This window comes from Chlorogloeopsis sp. ULAP02 (assembly GCF_038404745.2).
Lineage (GTDB): Bacteria > Cyanobacteriota > Cyanobacteriia > Cyanobacteriales > Nostocaceae > Chlorogloeopsis.
This window is the reverse complement of sequence record NZ_JAYKTT020000085.1, coordinates 64,789-85,264: the sequence shown is the minus strand read 5'-3', so window position 1 is coordinate 85,264 and position 20,476 is coordinate 64,789. Positions and strand designations below refer to the sequence as shown.

The 20,476-nt window shown below is 41.3% G+C and carries 19 protein-coding genes; all 19 read right to left on the bottom strand.

Going from position 1 to position 20,476, the window contains the following annotated elements; translation table 11 throughout:
• Window positions 1–60: 60 nt before the first annotated feature.
• Window positions 61–234: a beta-Ig-H3/fasciclin gene (locus tag U2718_RS31490; protein ID WP_341996552.1), complete on the bottom strand. Its 174-nt coding sequence runs from the start codon at window positions 232–234 to the stop codon at window positions 61–63.
• A gap of 138 nt (window positions 235–372) precedes the next feature.
• Window positions 373–561: a hypothetical protein gene (locus U2718_RS31485; RefSeq protein ID WP_341996551.1), complete on the bottom strand. Its 189-nt coding sequence runs from the start codon at window positions 559–561 to the stop codon at window positions 373–375.
• 123 nt (window positions 562–684) lie between these two features.
• A complete protein-coding gene (locus U2718_RS31480) occupies window positions 685–1,833 on the bottom strand; it encodes an Nramp family divalent metal transporter (protein ID WP_341996549.1) in 1,149 nt (382 codons plus the stop codon).
• A gap of 158 nt (window positions 1,834–1,991) precedes the next feature.
• On the bottom strand, window positions 1,992–3,623 hold the full coding sequence (locus tag U2718_RS31475) for an FAD-dependent monooxygenase (protein WP_341996547.1): 1,632 nt from the start codon (window positions 3,621–3,623) through the stop codon (window positions 1,992–1,994).
• Between the two features lie 78 nt (window positions 3,624–3,701).
• Entirely contained in the window at window positions 3,702–4,259 is a 558-nt protein-coding gene (locus tag U2718_RS31470; RefSeq protein ID WP_341996545.1) for a CAP domain-containing protein, read from the bottom strand.
• Between the two features lie 100 nt (window positions 4,260–4,359).
• Entirely contained in the window at window positions 4,360–5,154 is a 795-nt protein-coding gene (locus tag U2718_RS31465; RefSeq protein ID WP_341996543.1) for a bacteriorhodopsin, read from the bottom strand.
• 163 nt (window positions 5,155–5,317) lie between these two features.
• Window positions 5,318–6,364 carry an AI-2E family transporter gene (locus U2718_RS31460; RefSeq protein ID WP_341996541.1) on the bottom strand — a complete coding sequence of 349 codons (1,047 nt, stop codon included), beginning with the start codon at window positions 6,362–6,364 and terminating at the stop codon, window positions 5,318–5,320.
• 99 nt (window positions 6,365–6,463) lie between these two features.
• Window positions 6,464–7,396, bottom strand: coding sequence for a YihY/virulence factor BrkB family protein (locus U2718_RS31455; RefSeq protein WP_341996539.1), 933 nt, complete (start codon window positions 7,394–7,396; stop codon window positions 6,464–6,466).
• Window positions 7,397–7,426: 30 nt separating this feature from the next.
• Window positions 7,427–8,785, bottom strand: coding sequence for a mechanosensitive ion channel family protein (locus U2718_RS31450; protein ID WP_341996537.1), 1,359 nt, complete (start codon window positions 8,783–8,785; stop codon window positions 7,427–7,429).
• A 3-nt stretch (window positions 8,786–8,788) separates the two neighbouring features.
• Window positions 8,789–9,940: a hypothetical protein gene (locus tag U2718_RS31445; protein WP_341996535.1), complete on the bottom strand. Its 1,152-nt coding sequence runs from the start codon at window positions 9,938–9,940 to the stop codon at window positions 8,789–8,791.
• A 492-nt stretch (window positions 9,941–10,432) separates the two neighbouring features.
• Window positions 10,433–11,242 (bottom strand): SDR family oxidoreductase, encoded by an 810-nt coding sequence (locus tag U2718_RS31440; RefSeq protein WP_341996533.1) that lies wholly within the window; start codon window positions 11,240–11,242, stop codon window positions 10,433–10,435.
• A 19-nt stretch (window positions 11,243–11,261) separates the two neighbouring features.
• Window positions 11,262–11,861, bottom strand: coding sequence for a fasciclin domain-containing protein (locus U2718_RS31435; RefSeq protein ID WP_341996531.1), 600 nt, complete (start codon window positions 11,859–11,861; stop codon window positions 11,262–11,264).
• Between the two features lie 120 nt (window positions 11,862–11,981).
• The gene (locus tag U2718_RS31430) at window positions 11,982–12,599 is read right to left on the bottom strand and encodes a class I SAM-dependent methyltransferase (RefSeq protein WP_341996529.1); all 618 of its coding nucleotides are present in this window, start codon (window positions 12,597–12,599) and stop codon (window positions 11,982–11,984) included.
• A 172-nt stretch (window positions 12,600–12,771) separates the two neighbouring features.
• The gene (locus U2718_RS31425; RefSeq protein WP_341996527.1) at window positions 12,772–13,176 is read right to left on the bottom strand and encodes a DNA-binding protein; all 405 of its coding nucleotides are present in this window, start codon (window positions 13,174–13,176) and stop codon (window positions 12,772–12,774) included.
• Between the two features lie 373 nt (window positions 13,177–13,549).
• Window positions 13,550–14,914 (bottom strand): magnesium transporter, encoded by a 1,365-nt coding sequence (mgtE, locus tag U2718_RS31420; RefSeq protein WP_341996839.1) that lies wholly within the window; start codon window positions 14,912–14,914, stop codon window positions 13,550–13,552.
• A gap of 273 nt (window positions 14,915–15,187) precedes the next feature.
• Window positions 15,188–16,087 (bottom strand): YegS/Rv2252/BmrU family lipid kinase, encoded by a 900-nt coding sequence (locus tag U2718_RS31415; protein WP_341996525.1) that lies wholly within the window; start codon window positions 16,085–16,087, stop codon window positions 15,188–15,190.
• 191 nt (window positions 16,088–16,278) lie between these two features.
• Window positions 16,279–17,052, bottom strand: a complete 774-nt coding sequence (locus tag U2718_RS31410; RefSeq protein WP_341996523.1) for a transcriptional repressor — start codon at window positions 17,050–17,052, stop codon at window positions 16,279–16,281.
• Between the two features lie 172 nt (window positions 17,053–17,224).
• Window positions 17,225–17,719: an ABC transporter substrate-binding protein gene (locus U2718_RS31405; RefSeq protein WP_341996521.1), complete on the bottom strand. Its 495-nt coding sequence runs from the start codon at window positions 17,717–17,719 to the stop codon at window positions 17,225–17,227.
• A gap of 29 nt (window positions 17,720–17,748) precedes the next feature.
• Window positions 17,749–20,388 (bottom strand): TonB-dependent siderophore receptor, encoded by a 2,640-nt coding sequence (locus U2718_RS31400; protein ID WP_341996519.1) that lies wholly within the window; start codon window positions 20,386–20,388, stop codon window positions 17,749–17,751.
• Between the last annotated feature and the right edge of the window lie 88 nt (window positions 20,389–20,476).

Below are 20,476 nucleotides of genomic sequence, written 5' to 3'. Positions count from 1 at the left end.
GACAGGCACTTCACACTTTTTGGTACTTCTTTTTCAAGCTAAACACAGCTTCTGCAAATATTAAGGAGTAGTCGGAGTCGCTGGTGGTGTTGTACCTGGTGTTGTGCCTGCTGGTGGTACTGGTGTTGTACCTGCTGGTGGTGTAGTTGTTGGAGTCTCGGCAGCAGGCTCGCAAGCACCTATTAGCAGGCTCAGTCCAACCGCTGAAGCTAGAAAAACAAATTTTTTGTTCATAACTCCTCCTGAGAATGGAAGTAAAAAGTAAGGTGATGACTTTTTGAGAATGAGTGAAAAAATTGAAGATTTTGATTTATCCTGAGTGATTTATTAATTATTCGCATCCGTCAAAGGTTGTAGCACCTCGTTTTTAATTCAAAATTCCATGCCAAATAAGTCGAGAAAATACAAAATTGCAAACCCTGTAAAGAACAATCCTGACAAAACCATGAAGGTTAAGGAAAACCAGCCTGGTTGTAATTGTTCTGGAAGTTGTGTACGGTTCAAATAAAGGGTTAAAAAGACGACTACGGGGGTATGTACTGTAGTAACAACACCGCCCACGGAGAGAATGTCTACTGGATCGCGGACTAGAAAGAAAACAATCAGTGGCAGAATTGCAGTTACCCAAATTGCATAACTATTTTTAAGCCATTCTTGATTTGAGAACTTGGAGAATATCCACTGCTAAAGATGATTGCCGTTATGTCCATTTTGTAATTGAGACTGATGTAGTTGTGGCTCCATGAGAATTTGCGTGGCATCAGCAAACATTCTTCCCCACCCATCTTGGTTACTGAGGATAGTCCCTGCTAAAGCGATCATCACACCAATAATTAGCAGCCAGTAACCAAATACTCCCCAAACTTCTGAGAGCAGCCGCGTCAGATCCTCCGCTACCTGGATACCTTCTGGAATGATTCCCTCAGGAGCTAAAAGTTCTGCACCTAAAATCATAAAGGCAACAATCACCAAGCCTCCCCCAATCACCCCGATCGCTGCGGTGGTACTCATGATCTGTATCCACTTTTTTAAGCGAGAATTGAGACGCTTTTGATAATCCTCGTCTAAATACTCACGATGAAAGTGGCCATTATTTCCAGGCTCATGATCATGATTATCTTCCTCTAGTGGCCCACCATATTCCCGCGCCGCCACCCAGTAAGAAAACCACATAATTCCTGCTGCTCCCGCTAGGATAAAGCCTACCCAAGGTAGTATAAATTCCAGGTCTAAGTCTTGTGGAAAACCCGGAATTAAACCCCCTCCGAACTGCTCAACTGGTGGGAAAACTCGTGCTGCGGTAATAATTGCCACTGCAACTAGCACACCTGCCATGATCGAAGTTGCCAGTTCAACTACTTTGTAACGCCCTGAAATCACCAGAATTAATGAAAAAATAATTGTGATAGTTGCATAAAGTGCTTGATTACCTGGAAAGGCTATCATTAAGGCACTTCCGGTAAGTGCAGCAATTCCGGCAACTGTAACTATAGCAGCAACTAATTGTGGTAAAAAAATTAACCAAATTGCCCAATTATTTGGCCCTGGTAGCTCGCGGTAGCCTTCTAGAATAGTCTTACCCGTAACAACGGTATACCAGCCGACTTCTCGAATCATCACCCACATAAAGAAGATGACAATCAGTGCCATCCACAGCAAGCCATACTCGTAACGCGAACCGACTCTTGGGGTAAACAGTACTGAACCAGAGCCTACGGAAGAAATCATCCAAATCAAACCAGGGCCATACCATTTTAGGCGATTCCATCCTTTGGGAGGTTTGGGGGAGTGCGATCGCACTTGCACTTGTTGGCGTTCCCTAAGTTGTGTCATGGTTGCAGTTTCAAGGAATCGTTTTACTAGCTTAAAAAAGCAGGAGGCAGAGAGAAGTTGGAGCGAAGGCTTCCTCCGAAAGCGTTGCTCCTCCGAAGGAGGCTCCAAACTTCAAAGAGGCAGGAGGCAGAAGGAAAGAAATGACTGTTAATGATTGACTAATAACTCTTAACTGTTGATTGAAACAGATAGACTTTTTGGAGATATGCCATGAGCTGATTGACATTAGCTGCTTGACTACGATAGGCGATATAGCCATCGGGGCGAATCAAGTAAAGGCTTGCACTAGAAGCACCATAACGTCGGTGACACTCACCTTGAGGATCAAGGAATATTGAACCTTGCCATCGTAAATCTTTTGGTATTTCCGTGCCAATAAGCACTATATGCACGGTTATGACAACAGGAAATTTACTTTCAATTTCCTGAGCCATTTGAGCCAAACTAGTATAGCTGGGAAGCTTACCACCAAATAAAAGTAGATGGTGTTGTGTATCAGATAATACGTTGTATAAACGTTGTTGTCTCTGATTTGTTTGCACCAATATATCAAGAGCACGCTCGCCTGCTTTTGGGCTTCTGCTCAACCAAGAAAGTGGATAGTCATCTTGAACTATGGGACTATTGCGATAGTTCACATTTAACTCAGACAAAGTATTGGTAATGCGTTGTTGAACTGGATCAAAACTGGTAGCAAAACTAGCTAGATGCCTACGTAAAAACTTGATCGTAGGATTGCTTTGAACTATCGCTCGTGTAGCCCATTCCGTGCTGAGTAATAAAAACTTGGAGACTGGCTCACGTTCAGCTTGATATGAATCGAGTAAATGAATTGGTGCTTGATTTTTGATAACTAGGGCTAGCTTCCAAGCTAAGTTGTAGGCATCTTGCAAACCAGTATTCATACCTTGCCCACCAACTGGGCTATGAGAAGCTAAGGCATCACCTGCAACAAATACACGTCCTGCACGGCACTTGTCAACTATCCTTTGCCGAATACTAAATTTGCTTGTCCAGGTAGGATCGCCTAAAGTAGCTTGCAAACCACAGCGATCGCTTGTGAATTGCTGAAAAATTTGTAACTCAGGATTTTCAGGTAATTCAATATCTGGAGGGACATTAGCAATGATTCGCCAATTGTTTTCTCCCGGTAGGGGAAAAGCTGCTAAAACACCACTTGAACTGAAAAAAACTTGGATATTGTCGGGCGAAAGTTGCCAATCACTCTTTAAATCTGCAAGGACAAACGTAGCTTGGATATCTATACCTTGATAGCCCAAACCAGCTGCCTTGCGAACGCTGCTGTGTGCGCCATCACAACCTATTAACCAAGCTGCTCGACAGCTTTCTTCTTGTCCATCCGGATGGCAGAGTGTCGCTGTGACACCTTCTTTATCCTGTTCCAAGGTAGTAAAACTGACAGGACGTTCAATATGTACATCAAGGCTCTCTACCAACTGTGCCAGGATACGTTCAGTCTCCGACTGCGGCAGGCTGAGAACAAAGGGGAAAAAAGAATCTATTTTGTCTATACTGATATGGGCAAAACGTTTGCCATCATCATGAATATTAGCTCCGTAAATCTTACAACCACAATCAATTGCTTCTTCAGCAATACCTAGCTTGTTAAATATTTCCAGAGTCCGGGCAAAAACTGCAAGTGCTTTACTAGTTGTGGAAGGTTGTGGTTGCTTGTCAATCAGACGTGGTTTGATGCCATGCCGAGCCAATTGCGCAGCTAAAAGCAAGCCTGTTGGCCCCGCTCCTACGATTAATACATCAAGTGACATAAAATACCTCCCTGATGTCAATTATCAGTAAATTACCTTAGACGCATGGCAACAGCTAACTTTGAGATATTGTCCCTACTAACGTCGTAAAAATAACTGTGTAATATAGTAGGTGTTTCCATCTCGCCAAACTCCCACACCTGTTTCCGTAAAGTATGAACGCATGATATTCGCCCGATGTCCTGGGCTTTTCAACCAACCATCAACCGATATTTCTACTGGTTGGGAAATATTTCTACCTTTAAACAGATTCTCCCCTACCACCCAGTAAGAAATGCCGCCAGCACGTACTCGCGTCTCCACAGTGCTGCCATCAGCTCCTGTATGACTAAAAAAGTTTTTTTCTGCCATTTGTCGGCTGTAGTTCCGGGCAACATCTGCTAACCTTTCGTTATTTTGGAGAGGCTTAAGTCCGTTCTGTTCACGTACTTGATTAATGCTTTGGCGCACTCCTGCCTCGATTTCTGCAGTTTTAGCGGTTTGGACAGGAATTGAGGGCTTTGAGGGCTGCTTTGTTGGTATTTCCACTCTTGGCAAGGGTGGTAAATATTCGAGTGCTTGTTCGCATCCTGTTATAAAAAGTGCGATCGCTATCCCAGCTACCTTAGCAATCCAATACTTTCGGAAAGTAGTCATTAGTCATCAATCATGGTGCTATATATTATTTGTCATTGCTCAAGAGTGATAAGTTCCCTTTATAGATGAGCTATTGACTGACTTGTTTAATATCTCTCAATTAATATCGGACTCTGTGCTGAGAATGTTTTTGTTGCGGTTTCCCTAAATCAGTGATCGCCCCCAAAAAATATAAAGTATTATCTGCAAAGCGATCGCCAGTCGTCTGATGCGTAGAACCTTGAAGATTACGCAAGCCGTGTAAATCTAGAAAACTAAATCCTACCTTAGAGAAAAAGGGAAGTACGCAAAACAAAAAAGTATCTATAGTCTGATTTATCCAGCCAAAACCACTAGGCCCTATAATCCAGACAATAGGATAGCCAATCCAAAGTACTGTAAAGTAAGTGACAAGTTTGTTGTATAAGTTTGATAATTCCAGACCTTGGGTTTTAGTCTTAGCACGCAATGGCACCCAAATACCCCAAAGAACAATGAGAAAGGCGAAAACTCCACAGATATACCACAGATACCTCACCCAATTTCGTTCCGATAAATCCGCAATCAGCCCACTCGTAATCACAACTACCTGAGTACTCATCAAAAAGCCGATGAGTGTCCAATCTTTGCGAATATATTGCATTGCTGTCCAGGAGAGAGCCAGCAACAGTAACGGTGTAGTGACAATCCAATCAACGTAGCGAGCATAATGTGCAACTTGCCCCGCAGCTTCTATTTTACCTTGGTCTAAAGCCATTGCCATGTAAGCGAGTCCTGACCAAATTGGGATAAATATAGCTACAAGATACTCATGTTGAGGAACACCACGTGGATTACGACTTAATGACCAAAAATGTAATGCTCCAATTGCCATTAGAGCAACATAAATCCAATGAAAGATATCCTGCAATTCCATAAGGCTATCTCGGTAGGATAAATAAATTACAAAATAAAGGCAGCTTATAATTTGAGCATGACAAGCAAATGTGACTGGAAAGTGATTACTTAATTCACAATCACAATTTAGGAATATATATCTCTCTTTAGGAATATTTTTGCCTCTACTCAAGCTTGGCTAGCTAATGCTGTCCTTGGATTTCTTCTACATCAAACAGGCTAATCAACACTCCCGCAATCGGAATTGATAAAAACACTCCTACTAACCCTGCAACTCTTGCTCCAACTAATAATGCAAAAAACATAAACACTGGATTCATATTGATTGAACCTTGCATAATTCGTGGCATGAGTAAATTTTCTTCTACCTGCTGGAGCAAAATACAACCTACTAATACTTGTAGGCTTAACCAAATTCCTTGAGGTAAGATAATTAGACAAACAAGAGTAATTCCAATTGTGGCTCCGATTCCAGGAATTAAATCAAATACACCTGCAATTGCAGCCAAAATTAAAGCATAAGGTAATTGCAAAATTATAAATATAATAAATGTTGAAACTCCAAAGAATATAGATAATAGTAATCGTCCCCAAAAGAAACCTAAAAAATTGCGTTGAATTGCTACAGTTATTTTTTCACGGCTATGAACTGGGAAAATTTTTAGAATTAATTTCCAGATTCTCTTACCATCTAGTAACATGAAAAAAGCTACAACAGCTATTATAATTAAATCAATCAAGTTAGTTAATATAACTTGAACTGTAGTAAAGCCAGTTCCAATCATCGCTAAAGCTTGATTGCGTAATTCTTCTTCAAAAGCATTAAAGTCTACTTGAAAATTCCATTTACTTAGAAGGTTTTGTAATTGTTCTAACTGGGAAATTACAACCTCTATAAATTGTGGGGCTTGATCCACCAACTGTTGGGCTTGAGATAAGATAGAAAAACCTAGCGTAGCTATCAAACCTACCAAAATTAATAAGCTCAATAAAAAAACAATAATAACTGCGATCGGGTGAGGTAAAAAACGCTCAATCCACTTAACAGGATAATTTAGTAAAAACGCTATAATTGCGGCAAATATAAAAATTACCAGCACTTGTTCAAAATAAGCCAAAACCTGGACAATTGCCCAGCCAAGAGCAAACAGTAACACATAGCGAACTAGCTTGGCATTGCTCAATTGCTCCCAGAATTTGTTTATGTTTGGCTCATTTGTTTCATTCATAAATAGTTTAAATTAATTTACAAATAAAGTTAATCTAAAATCGTCGTTAGTAGTGGTTGGTTTATTTATATATTTCATCAGTAAGTTGAGAAAATTCTTCTACCTGTGGTGACGGTTTCTTTGGGAAGTTTTTTGCGATCGCTGTTGCTCATGCGAAATATGTACAGCATAATCAGACGGTACGATAGGAGAGCCGCGCTGTTTAGCGTAAACCTTGGTAAATTCTGCTCCTAAAAAGAGAATGTGAGCAGCATAAAATATCCAAGTAATTATGATTACAAAGGAACCTGCTACTCCATAGGCAGAGCCAAAATTAGTTTGACTGAGAAATAATCTGAAGAAAAATTGTCCGGCTAGAAACAGAAGTGCGGTAATGGCTGCACCAACAACAGTATCACGCCAGGCAATTTCAACATCGGGGAGAATGGTATACATTAGGACAAATATCAGTGTTGTTGTTCCAAAAGAAACCAAAAAGCTAATAATTTGCCACAAATAACCAAAACCGGGAACTAATTCATTCAAAAAATTAACTAATGCTATTAATATTGTATTACTGATAAAAGAAAGTAGTAACAATAATGCAATGACCAATACCATCGCAAAAGATAATAGGCGTTTACGTATAAAATGTAGGAGATGCCTTTTTGGATCTGCCTTTACCTCCCAAATTCTATCCAATGCATCTTGAATTTGTGTAAAAACTCCAGTAGCGCCAAATATCAAAAAGCTAAGATTAAATAAAAGCCGAAATGTTCCTCCTGTAGCATCGGCTCTAAAATTAGCTATTGCTGTTGCAATTAATTCTGCACCTTCCTCACCTACCAGCCCAGATAGTTGACTAATAAGCTGTTCTTTTGCTGCACTTTCTCCATAAATTGTTCCCACAATCATAATGATTATGACCATTAATGGAGCGAGGGAGAATACCGTGAAATAAGCTAAAGAAGAAGCTAAAAGTGATACTTCATGAAATTGCCATTCAGAAGCTATTTCTTTTAACAGTCGCCAAACTTTTCTCAAAATCGACATATTTTAGAATTAAAAATTCACAATATAAATTTATTTAGAGAATTCTGAATTAATTTGATGGTGATTATTCCTTGGTAGTTGATTGCGAAATTTTATTGTATAAATTTCAGTTGGCATTTCAATTTTTGCCTGCTGTAATGCCTCTTTAATTGCTTGAGCAATCAAAGAAGTAGTTTCTAAAAAAGGTAATCTACGGGAGTTCACCCAACATCGCACTTCTATATTGACTGTACTTGCAGCCAACTCTCGGATTAAAACTTCTGGTTTTGGTTCTGCTTCAACTCCTCTAACTTGTAAAACAGCATCGTTAATAATTTGTTTGGCGGTTGTAATATCTGCACTATAACCAATACCGACCATAATTGAATTACGACGAATGGTAGAAGATGTATTATTGGTAATAATGGCGCTAAAAACTTCTTGATTAGGAATATAGACAACACGCCCATCGTAGGTTTTTATTGTTGTAGCTCGCAGTTGAATTTGAGTAACAGTACCTTCAATTTCTTTAATGACAATCTGATCTCCTAATCGAAATGGACGAGAGGCAAGCAGAATAATGCCAGAAAAGTAGTTACTTAAAATATCACGTAAACTAAAGCCAATTGCAACACTCGTTAAACCTAGTGTTCCCAGCAAGGTGGTAAAGTCAAGTCCCAAGACTCCCAAAGCAACAATTGTACCTATTACCCATATAATGCCGTATACCAAGCGACTTACCAAGATTTTTGAGTTGTGATCTACTTCCCACTGTCGCGAGCCAAATAGGGTAAGACGGCGTACACTAATAGCAATTATCCAAGTTGCAATCACAGCTAACAGTGCACCCAAAAAAGATGGTAGGTTGTCTATGCTATCTCGCTGGAACTGACGCACAGTAACAAATAGACGTTGTCCGACATCAATTGCTAAGGGTGGTTGCTCAAATGCCTGGTTTAATTGAGAAGCCCACTGCTGGGCAAGCGCTTCGACTGGCAAGTTAAAATCTTGAGCATCTTGTTGGGTAACAGTCATTAAAACCCGATTGCTCACTTGTAAAGTAACGATGCCGCGCGATGGATCTGGCACAACAATAACATCTCTACCAATTTGAGGTTGTGCCAAAATACCTGCGATGCGACGGTTAATAATTTGTGCTCGTTGTATAGCACTAACATCTCCAACACTACCAACTTGAAATATGGGCTGTCCTCTAACGACTATATCAGCAAAGAACAATCCATCTGGTGAGAGTGTCTCAGTTTCAGGGAGTTGGGGTGTAACGGGTATAGGTGGTACTTCCTGTGTTAATCCCCTCCCAAGGGGTAGTAGTAATATGTTTGTGAATACTACTACTACCATCAACGCAGTAAATCTGCGTTGTTTACGAGTTAATCGAGTAACCACCATACTTTAGTAACGCAATATGGCAGCTATTGGTTTATCTCCTGGTACTTGCTCTGGAGTGACAGCAAAGACTGTACCACCATTAAGAAGTGTATGCAGCGCAGCAAAATCCATCAAGTCTTCGTCACCTGTTTCTTGTTCGGGATGTACTTGTACCCGATTTGTATTGGGATTAAAATGTCCCCACTTTTGTTGTCCAACTGGTACAAATACAGACTCTACTCTTTGGTAGTAGGCAGCAGTAACTACTTCCTGAATGCTACTAGCAGTTTTTCCTGTTCCTAGTAAAGCTTGATAGCTAGCAATTGCTTCCTGCTGTGCTTCTTCAAAGTAAGGCTGTACAATCTGCCATGCCTGCGCGTGTAATTCCTCTGCTTTGAGTTCGTCTGGGTTGCCAGTGATGCCTTCATCAATGAGATTGGGATAGGAGTTGGCTTGCTTGTAGATAGGTAGAAGATAGTCAACGCCTGCTAAAACCAGAGGCGATCGCTGATTTTTTAGCAACTCTTGCAAGCCGTCATCTACCTTGCGGAAGTAGCGCAGCAGGTTGTCTTTCCTGTCGTCGTTACCAGCACCATGCCCGTGAAATATAGCAGCGCGATCGCCACCACCACCTTGGGATGTACCTGTGTGGAACTGGAAACTTTTTTCGGGATCGTCGTACTTTAGTGCCTCAGCAATACTGGTAGGTACGTTTTCTAACTCTACTTCACTCACACTGTAGCGAGTACTTTGAAATAATCTCACCTGATTTTGACTCAGCGCTAGGATATAAAACAGTCCATCACCTGTAAGCAAGGACATTAAAGGTTTAAGATGAAAACGGTCAGTAACAACGACTAATTCTTGAAAATCAATAGGTACACAGTAGTAACTAAAAAAGTTGTTAGAAATGAACATTGCTAGTCCATCGCTTTGGTGCTGCCAAAACTCGTATTCATCTAAGTCTTGGGCTGGCTGCAACAAGTCTCTGACATCTTGAGGACGAAGTCCACTCTCTACTAACTTCTCCTCAGCTTCCCGGATTAAATTTTTAAAACGAATTGGGTTTTGTAGTGTCTCTGCCGACATTTTATAAGTCGGCATATAGATAGAAACACAAGTGTGATTTGATTGTGCAGTTAAAATTGCTAATTCATCAATGGAAAATAAGTTCATAATTCTCCTGGAAATAGGAACTAGGGGCTTTTTCTTGACTCCATTTTTGGAATCATCGAAGTATCGCGCTCTGGTGTTATTTCGCTCAGAACTAGAGTACCCTGCGGGAAGCCGCCTCCGGCGTCTACTGGGCTAATAGCATAAGTCCACTTCTAGGACTGAAATTTTTGTTGAGTCTACTTCGGTATACTTTAGCTGTGAGCCAGAGAATCAATTCTCTGGCGCCATAGCAACGAAGCGAGAGATTTAAAAGATGTAGATAAGGCAAGGGCTAGGAAACAGAGGATTTCACAAATTCTTTGTGTGATTAAATTACTGAGCGAAAAATTAAGTATGAGCTTGCCACTAGCAGCGAATGCCTACGGTAAGCTATGCGATCGCTCGCAAATAAAGATATTGAAATTTAAGTTGAAATTCTAGTTCAGCAAACACTCTGCTATGGCGCTTTTACTGGCAGTAATATTATGTCAAATATGTCAAAAAAATTACTCCTCAAGCTGACCAAGCTTCTCGGAAGTCTGCATACAGCGTTAGCCCACCGTCGATAAACAGGGTTTGTCCAGTGATGTATGCCGCTTCATCTGATGCTAAAAATGCTACTGCTGCTGCCATTTCTTCGGAAGTACCAGCACGCCCCATTGGAATGTGACTTTCTACAACAGCCTTCTTTTCAGGGTCATCAGTCCAAGCTTCATTGATAGGTGTAATTGTCGCACCTGGTGCGATGGCATTAACACGAATACCTCGGTTGGCGTATTCCAGTGCTAGAGTTTTGGTCAGATTTTCCATGCCTCCTTTACTGATGGAATAGCTGACATACATTGGTCTGGGTATAATTTCATGAACACTGGAAACATTGATAATTACCCCTGAACGATTCTGAGCAAGTAGGTGCTTAATAGTTTCACGGGCGCACAGGTAAGAACCGCGGAGGTTTACTGCCAGTACTTGATCGAACTCGCTAGTTGGAATTTCGTGAGAGGGACTTTCAATTTGAATCCCGGCATTGTTAACCAAAATATCTAAACTGCCGAATTTTTCAATTACAGTGTTTACCATGCTGATGATGTCTTCTTCATTGGAAACATCACCTTGAACTAGTAGAGACTTAACACCGCAATTTTCGATATCGCCACACGCCTTTTGCATTGCCATATCTTCGGTTTCTTCGGCACCCTCTGGACTTTTGCGGTAATTTATGGCGATGTTGCAACCTTCTTGGGCAAGACGAATGGCGATCGCTTGTCCAATTCCTGAACTTGCTCCAGTAATTAGAGCATTCTTGCCTTTCAATCCTTTCATTGCACTTTTCCTTTTTGGTTTATAACTTCAAATCTGGAGGTAAAAGTACTTGATCAATTATATGAATAACACCGTTACTGGCTGGAATATCTGGCTGAATGACACGAGCATTATTAACTTGAACCTGGTTTGTTGCTTGCTCAACCTGAATGGTTAGTGGGTTAACACCAAGAGTTTTTATATCTCCAGACTGAAGTTGGTTAGCTCTTAGATTTCCAGGAACGACATGATAAGTCAATATCTGTCTGAGAACCTCACGGTTTTGTGGTTGGAGTAGTTTTTGCCGAGTTGCTTCTGGAAGAGCCGCGAATGCTTGATCTGATGGTGCAAATATCGTGAAGGGGCCAGTATCATCTAGCTTATCTTCTAAATCTGCTTCATCAATCAGTTTCTCAAGTGTGTTTAATGAGGGATGATCGTCGATCACATCTGGAATATCTTTATTCGCAGTTGTACCAGGAGTAGCAGGAGGTGTTGTTGGAGTCGGCGGTTGTGTGACATCAGTAGCAGGTGGAGTTGGTGTTGGAGAGACTTGGGCAGTTTCGTTAGGTGTACAGGCTGCAAAGACTGGTAGTAGTATAATACCTGTCGCCAAGCTGGCAAACTTTCTAATCTTCATAGTCATTACTTTGATACTAAATATTGAGATCACTATTTTTGATTTAATCGATTCACTTTGAGTAGTTTATTTCATCTTTATTGAGTCATTCATCTGTCTGATGGAAAATTAAATTTCTGCCTATGAGGTTAAATTTGGAGGAATTTGCTCCGGAACAACCCATAAATAAAGAGTTCTACCACGTATCCTTACTACCTGTTGTGGTTTCCAGTTGCCCATATCAAAGCTGTGAGAAACAATACGAGTGCCTGGTTTTAGTTCTTTTAATAGTTTTGGTCGCAATCTTAAATTGAGATTTGGTAATAAATAGAGTGTGACTACAGTGGCATCTCTGAAATTAGTTTGAAATAAGTCTTGTTGTTTAAACTCGACGCGATCGCTCACTCCTATTTTTTGAGCATTAGTACGGCTTTCTTGTACAAGACGAGGATTAATTTCCACGCCCACAGCACGACGAACATTATATTTCTTGACAGCAGTAATGGGAATTCGCCCATCACCACTACCCAAATCATAAATCACATCATTACTGTTAACTTGTGCTAGTTCTAGCATAGCTTCTACCACTCGTTGTGGTGTTGGCACATAAGGTACATTTGCCCGCTTTTTTTGAGTTTTAATGACAGAAACTGGTGCTTGTGCCTCTGCTTCAAAATTGCGTTCCAAGGTGCATCCAACAGAACCAAATACAGTACTAATGACCGTAATAAGTAATAGTAGAATTTGTCTGAAGATCATGGTTTTGATATTTTTTCAAAAAACATCAAGAAATAATATTTATACCCTGGATGTACGCGTTGACCAACAAAGGCAGCAGACGGAAATTAGGACAAGGGGATACGGGGAAGGATTGTGACTCACGTCTTCTCCCCTTGTCCTCTTCTTTTCCCTACACCCTACAGAACTGTTACTATTTCTTGGGCTTGGCTCGATTTGGGCCACCTGCCCAAGGTGGTGGGCCTTCAGGTGAACGAATTTCGATTACAGATCTATCTGCTCTGGTAATTCTAAAAGCATCAAACTCACCAGATCTACCTAGTTCACCTATAACGGTAACTTGTTCACCTTGTTTTAGGTTAATTTCACGCCACCAGCGCGGCCCAGCATCAACAATAACTTGCCCACTACCATCATCAAGGATGAAATCATTACCAACTATGCTCTGAACCTTTCCAGATATGGTGATGCCTTGAGGGCTTCCTAAGTCACCAATTCTGGTAGTTTGTGTTTGCGTTTGTGCTTGCACCAATTTCGGAATTGATGGCACAATGATTGTTGCAGCTATCACCAAGGGCAGAAAAATTTTTTGGTACATGATTGTAACCTCGTAATTAGTTAAGCTCAATGGATGATTGAATTGCTAGAAGTTGTAGCTAACGTCGAGCATTAACTCAACATTAGCTTCATCAACTCAAGGTTCATGGGCAAGATAATTACTTCTGGAAATTGATTGCAGAGATATCTGCAAACAGAGTTTGTATACTTACACTTAATTATGATTAAGCGCAAATGTGATTAAAAAGTGATAGGTAGGGAATAGGAAACGGAGAACAGAAAGATAAGGAGAGGGGAGGATGAGGAGAGAACAACTAACCCTTCGGGGAAGCCGCCTTTCAGGCGTCTACGCAGTTCCTTTATGCCGGGGAACCCGTCCACCAGACTGACTCACTACTTAACTTTATTTGTAGTTACAATCTTAAAATCCATCTGGCGACATTCAGATAAATTAGAACTCCCAAGACATCAACAGCAGTGGTAATAAAAGGAGCCGACATCAATGCAGGATCTAATTTCAAAGAATGAAACAAAAAAGGTAAGGCAGCACCCGATAGTGAAGCAATCAGCGAAATCGCAAATAAACTTATGCCTACAGCAATTGCGACTGCTAAGTTCCCTTGAAGGATGAAAGCCCATACCGTAACTACTACACCTAACATTACCCCTAACAAAGCACCAGCGATCGCCTCTTTGCGAATGACGTTCAAAGTCTCTCGCGTACGTATTTCCTGCGTATTTAAACCCCGAATCACTACTGTGGAAGACTGCGCTCCCACATTACCGCCGGTATCAATCAACAATGGAATAAACGCAGCCAGGGTTACTACCTGTTCTAAAACATCTTCTTGATTACGGATGACTGCGCTGGTAAGGGTATTAGTTAATAAAAGAATCAGCAGCCACGATACCCGTCTACGAGCAACTGTGAATAAATTAGTTTGAAAATAGTTGTCAGCACCAGATTCAAGACCTCCCAAGGCATATATATCCTCAGTAGTTTCTTGTTCTAAAATATCGAGAACATCATCAACAGTAACAATACCTACTAATCTTTTCTCAGTATCCACGACAGGTAGTGCAACAAAATCATACCGCTGAATAGTATGGGCAACTTCCTCTTGATCAGTATCAGTATGAATATATACGACATCTCTAGTCATGATATTACCAATAAATTCCTCTGGTTGCGCCTTGATCAAATCTCGCAATGAAAGAGTTCCACTCAGGCGACGAGCATCATCTGTGACATAGAGGTAATAAATCATTTCACTTACGTCTGCCAGGCTGCGAATTCGTTCTAAAGCCTGAGTAACGGTCATATTTTCTTTTAATGACAAGTATTCTGGCGTCATGATCCGCCCCGCAGTATTGGGCTTGTAACCCAAAAGCAGGGCAGTTGCATCGCGTTCGGCAGGAGTGAGTTGTTGTAAGAGTTGCCGGACTACTTTTGCTGGTAGTTCGTCGAATAGCCGCGCTCGATCATCGGGTGACATCCGATCAACAATATCCAACACATCTTGACGCTTAAATTCTTCCAGCAGTGCTTGCTGTACATTGGAATCAAGATATTCATACACCTCGATCGCCTCTTCTTTAGAAAGCAAACGAAAAGCGATCGCCTGCATCGCCTCAGGTAAGTTGCCAATCACTTCAGCAATATCTACTGGTTGAACAGGAACCAGCAAAGCCTTTGCTCCTTCATAGTTCTCTTGAGTCAGCAATGTTTCCAATTGTGCTTGCACTAGCTCCTGTAACTCACGTCGGGAGCCAGTCATTTGATATGAAGGGGGAGTTTGTCCAGTCACAGCAGCTCCTTTTCATCCTATTTAGGTATCAAGTTTTAACCTCTATTAGCACCAATAGAAAAAAAGTGATAGCAGAGATAACCTAACAAGCAAATGTGACTGAATAATGAGAAGGAACTGGAGAATAGGGACTAGGAGCTAGGGGCTGGGGACTAGAGACAAAGAAGAGGAGGGGGGAAATCTTTCTCCGCATCCCCGCATCCCTGCGTCCCCGCATCCCCGTGTCCTCTTCTTCCCAATTCCCTATTGACTAGGCACTACGACATTTAAACCTCTTGAGATGCAATTCACTTCAACTGGAGTAGTTTCAATTAAATTACCGTCTAAAACTACTTTTTGTGGAGGTTCAGTTCTAACCTTTACAGATTTTGCCCGCAAGTACTTAATATCGTTACGGTTAGTAGCCTTACCAATAAAACCTGTGATCAGAAGATGGTAAGCAGCAAATAAGGCATTGGTTCGATTGGCAGTGGAAACGATTGTGACATCTAGTAATCCATCATCCAGAATTACATCTGCCGCTCCATGAGCCAGAAAAGAAGTTACAGGAGCAGCATTAGCGATAGTAACAGCTACAGATGACAAACTAATAGTTTGATTTTCTGTCTCAATTTGAGTTTCAAAGGCCTTTAAATGCCAAAATTCCTTGATTCCGCCTTGAATGTATGCCAAAACTCCAAAAAGCTTTTTTAGGCGGCGCTTTGCTTGCTCAATACTTCCCGCCTCATAGCCAATACCTGCAAGTAATACCATTGGTTTGCCATTGCACAGTGCTATATCTACGCTTCTATTTACGCCCGTTAAAATGGTTTGGCAGGCAACTACAATATCATTGGAAATACCCAAAGCTCTAGCAAAAGAATTGGCAGTTCCTGTGGGAATTATACCTAAAGGAATTTCGGTATTAATTAAGGCTTCTGCAACCGCTGAAATGGTGCCATCACCTCCAGCGACAAGAATCATGGATACACCCTCTGCAATAGCTGTGCGAACTAACTGAGCAGCTCCAACTTCTTGATTGTGAATAGGGTAAATATCTAAGTTAATAGTAGGCTCTAAAATTTTTCTAATTGTTACTAATTGTTCAACTGGGTCGCCTCGACCCGAAGATGGATTAAAAATCAAAGAGGCTTTTAAAGTCATAGGTCAAATACTCATCTTCAAATCTTGCATCAGTTTCAACAGTCTGGAGATAGAGCTTGCAAATCCTTATTACCAGCTTGAACTTTTGCCACCAATAGAGCCTACAATCAAATTTTAACGGATTCGGCCGAATTCCCCATCCATCTATACGGTGGGGTAGTTCATGTATTATAGTCACCATCATTAACTTGCTACTCTTTGGTAAGGGCAAGAATAGCTGTTATTTCTGGGTCAATTTCGTATCCTTGAAACAGCTTTAGTACCTCCGGTGCTTTTTCTAAAGGGAAATACCAGTATTTATGTTCTCTAGATAAGCGCCATCCAGTAATCGACTTTGCTTGATGTTGATAATTTTCTATCTCATCTTTTGGTGTAAAAACTATAATACGTTCTCCTCTCAACTCGATTCGCCGTAACAGTTTTTTGTTGATACTGGTTTTTGGCTTCAGATTTTGATGATTGAAACTATTGGCTTCCCTTTTTGCAATAGATTTGGGACATCTCCAATCACTAGATATAGATGAAGGCCATCCCATCTCTCTTGCTTCAACACAGATGGTATGAAGAGTAAGTTGACAGTCAAGCATTTGCATTCCATGTTTGTTTGCTTCCCTCAATCCAGCTTGGATGATAGAAGAATTGATAAACTTTATCACTTGGTGGCATTGAACACAAACAAGATGGTGGTGATTACAAAGGGTAGTGTTAAGTTCATAATATTTACGTGTTTGTGCTAAATTAACTTCCCGCACAATTCCCAATTGCATCATAAATTTGAGATTGCGATATACCGTACTCAAATTCATTCGTTCCCCACGCTCTGTTAGTAACTGGTGCAGTTCCTCTGCACTTAAAGGATGACTAGTTGGTAAATTCTGAAAAATTTGACAAATTATTAAACGTTGAGGAGTGAGACGATAACCTTGAGTATTTAATTTTAATTTCAATGCATCTAAAGTATACATAAGTACAGCTACTCTCAAGAAAATCTTTCAGCGCTGGTATAACTTGTGTAATATAAGACAAACTTCTTTTCAGCCAACTATAGTTAAATACAAGTATTAATGAAATACTGACTGTATATGCCACAAACTTGCATAGATCCCAATCAGTGCTAGTAATTCCTCGTGTTATGTTTTAACAAGAAGTTAGATGTAGATAATTTTTGATCACAGGGACTGAAACAGTAGGTGCGATCGCTGATAACAACTCATATATTTCACGAGAGTTCCCGTAATCTGCTGCCAAAATCAAGTCAGGTTTGAGCATCAAAATTTTTTCTAATGAAGGTTGATACGGACTCCCAACATTCGTAGCTCCTGTAATCTCATCAGAGGATATAGCAGGAAGATATTCCCCCCCTTTACTGTTATAAGCCGCATATCCAATTGGCTTTATACCGAGAGCGAGCATGGGATCGAGTACACTCTCAGGTTCTAATGCAATAATACGCTGTGACTTCAGTGGAACACAGGTTTTGCCGGATTTGTGCTGAATAATTCGACATTCAACAGAAGGCTTCGGGGAGAGATCAGATTTTTGGATAATCGGTTGATAACAAGCAGTAATTAAAAGTAAGGAAAGAGCCATTAGTAAAAATGGCTTAATTAGGCGGTATGGCTGCTTTTTCATCACACTCGTTAATTTCTGCTTCTAACACTTTAGAACTGCCATGAAATTGTTCCCTGAATGGTGAAAGGTTCACCTACAGTAACAGTGCTCCCAGATCCAGATCGACTTGCATAATACTCCACATCAAAGAGATTACGGAAATTCAGGGCAGCGCGAAACTGATCTCGTTCATAGAAAATTGCAGCATCTGTACGCAACCAACTGGGTATCTCGAAAGTATTCGCCAAATCTGCTTTGACTTCACCAACATAGTAGAAGCCTAAACCAACTCCCAGTCCGCGCAAATCTCCTGTTTGGATTCTGTAGGTTGTCCATAGGTTGAATGAGTGTTCGGGAGTACCAAATAATCGATTGCCCACTGGAAACGTGTTATCTTTCGTGACTTTGGCATCGGTGTAGGCATAGCCTGCAATAATATTCCATCCTGGTAGAATTTCGCCACCAATATCTAGCTCAATGCCTCGACTGTTTTGTTCTCCAGTTTGAATCGAAAAGTTAGGATTATCAGGATCGGCTGTCGTTACATTGGTGCGGGTCAAATCGTAGAAGGCGAGGGTCGTAGAAAGTTTGCTGTTTAAGTCAGCTTTGATCCCGACTTCATACTGCGTCCCCCGTCCTGGTTGGAATGTTTCTCCGCTAGCGGATCTGCCAATGGTTGGCGTAAAAGCCTGAGAATAACTGGCATAAAGGGAAATCGGTGGGATCGGTTGATAGACTATCCCCAACCGTGGGCTAAATGCGGTGCCTGATTGGCTCGTTTCTTCGTCTATCAGTCGATTTGTGCTGTGATTGCTAAATATATCTACTCTTCCCCCTAGCAGAAGCTTCAAGTTTTCTGCTAGGGTAATCTGATCTTGAAGGTAGATACCGAGGATATTTCTAGTTTGGAGAAGACGCTCATTGGGTTCAGTAAAAACAACACTTTGGTCATAAACTGGATCGAAAATATCTACTGGGGCGGCAGAACCGTACTCATAATTATATTCAAGTGTACTTCGATTCAAACTAAAGCCAAATAGAAGTTGATGATCGATGGAACCAGTACCGAATCTGCCTAGTAAGTTGGTATCTAGATAGTAGTTAGTGGCAATTGTGTTCCCTGCATAAAATCCTCGATTTAGTGTGCGATTATCAGCCTCTAGGCCAGTAGGATAAAACTGAGGACTTCTCTGATTGTCTTCTTCAGCAAATTGATAACGAAATGCATTTCGCAACCTCCAGTTGTCACTAAATCGATGCTCTAAACTATACCCTACTCTGCTATTGATGATTTGATAGTCTGATTGCGGTCCTGTTGGATTAAAGCTACGACGTATTTTTCCATTGGGATTTGGCAGCACACTACCTATAGCCGGCAATCCGGCAGGTGTCTGTGATTCTTTATCCCAAAAGTTAACGTAACCATCCATAACTAGGTCTGTATCTTTACCCAGGTTAAAGCTCAAAGCAGGAGCAATGGAGAGCAGTGTCACATCGTTAAAGTCAATGAAACTTCCAGCATCCCGATAACTAGCATTGAAGCGGTAGAGAGCTGTTTTAGCATCATTTAACGGGCCAGAGAAATCGACTTTCCCCTGATAATCATTAAAACTCCCAATCGTTGCGTTAATTTCGTAAAACGGATCGCCTAGTGGTTTTTTCGTCACAAAGTTAATTGTTCCACCAATACCACCCCCTAAGCCACCATCTCCATACAAAACCGAGGCTGGACCCTTCAATACTTCTAGTCTTTCCACATTAACAAAGCCACCATCATTAGATATAGTTCCTTCAGGGATTCCGTCTACTAGAGCGCCATAAGATTCGAAGCCTCGGATAGTGAAATAATCTCTACCTGCATTATTTCCATACCCAATTGAGGTGACACCGCTAACGTTTTCCAATCCGTCTGTAATCCTTCTAGCATTCCGATCGCGCAGCACTTGTTGCGGAACAACTTGAATCGATTGAGGAATGTCTCGTAAAGGTGTGTCAGTTCTTGTTCCCACTGAAGTGTCTGGTACGCGATACCCATCTTGCTCCCCCGTCACCACCAACTCAATTGGCTCATCCTGTTGCGCTGTGGGTTTCTCTGATTCTTCCCCTTCCTCTTCCCTTGGTGAAGGCAGGGGTGCCGTAGGCGGGGTGGGGTTTTGTGCCGTTGCCTGGGAAGTTATACCAAAAACTAGCCCGACATTATCATCAAATAGCTCAACCGTGGGCAAAGCCTTCTCACCCACTACCGTCACTCGTACAGTATTTGCATTAATATTCATAACTGTTATCTGCGTAATTCCCGAAATTGGTTTTTCCGAGCGAAACGTAAAAGCTTCACCTGAAGGTAAACGCAGTTGCCCACCAGATATATCGGCAATAAAATTATTCGCCATACTGCGATTTGTGACTTGCAGTTGCTCTCCTTGAGTTGTCTCTAAAATTACCTCCACACCCTGCTCAGTGGGGTTAGCTTTTACTCCCGTAATTGCGACAACTTCCTCTGGGGTTGGGTTGGTTGGTGTTGGTTGTTGTACCAACATTTGCGCACTGGTTTCGGGAAGCTCTACTTCGCTTATTTGGGGAATGTTTGGTCTTTTTTCCTGTGTCCATCCCGGTTGTGCGGCGATGACTACACTCGAAAAACCGACGAAAAACCACAAACTCACACTTGCAAACCAGTCGCAACGCTTCATAATCACTCCCTATCTATACTCCTCACGCACCAACCCAACAAATGTACGTAGCTCAAATCTAAGTTGATTATTGGATAACTAAATCAAC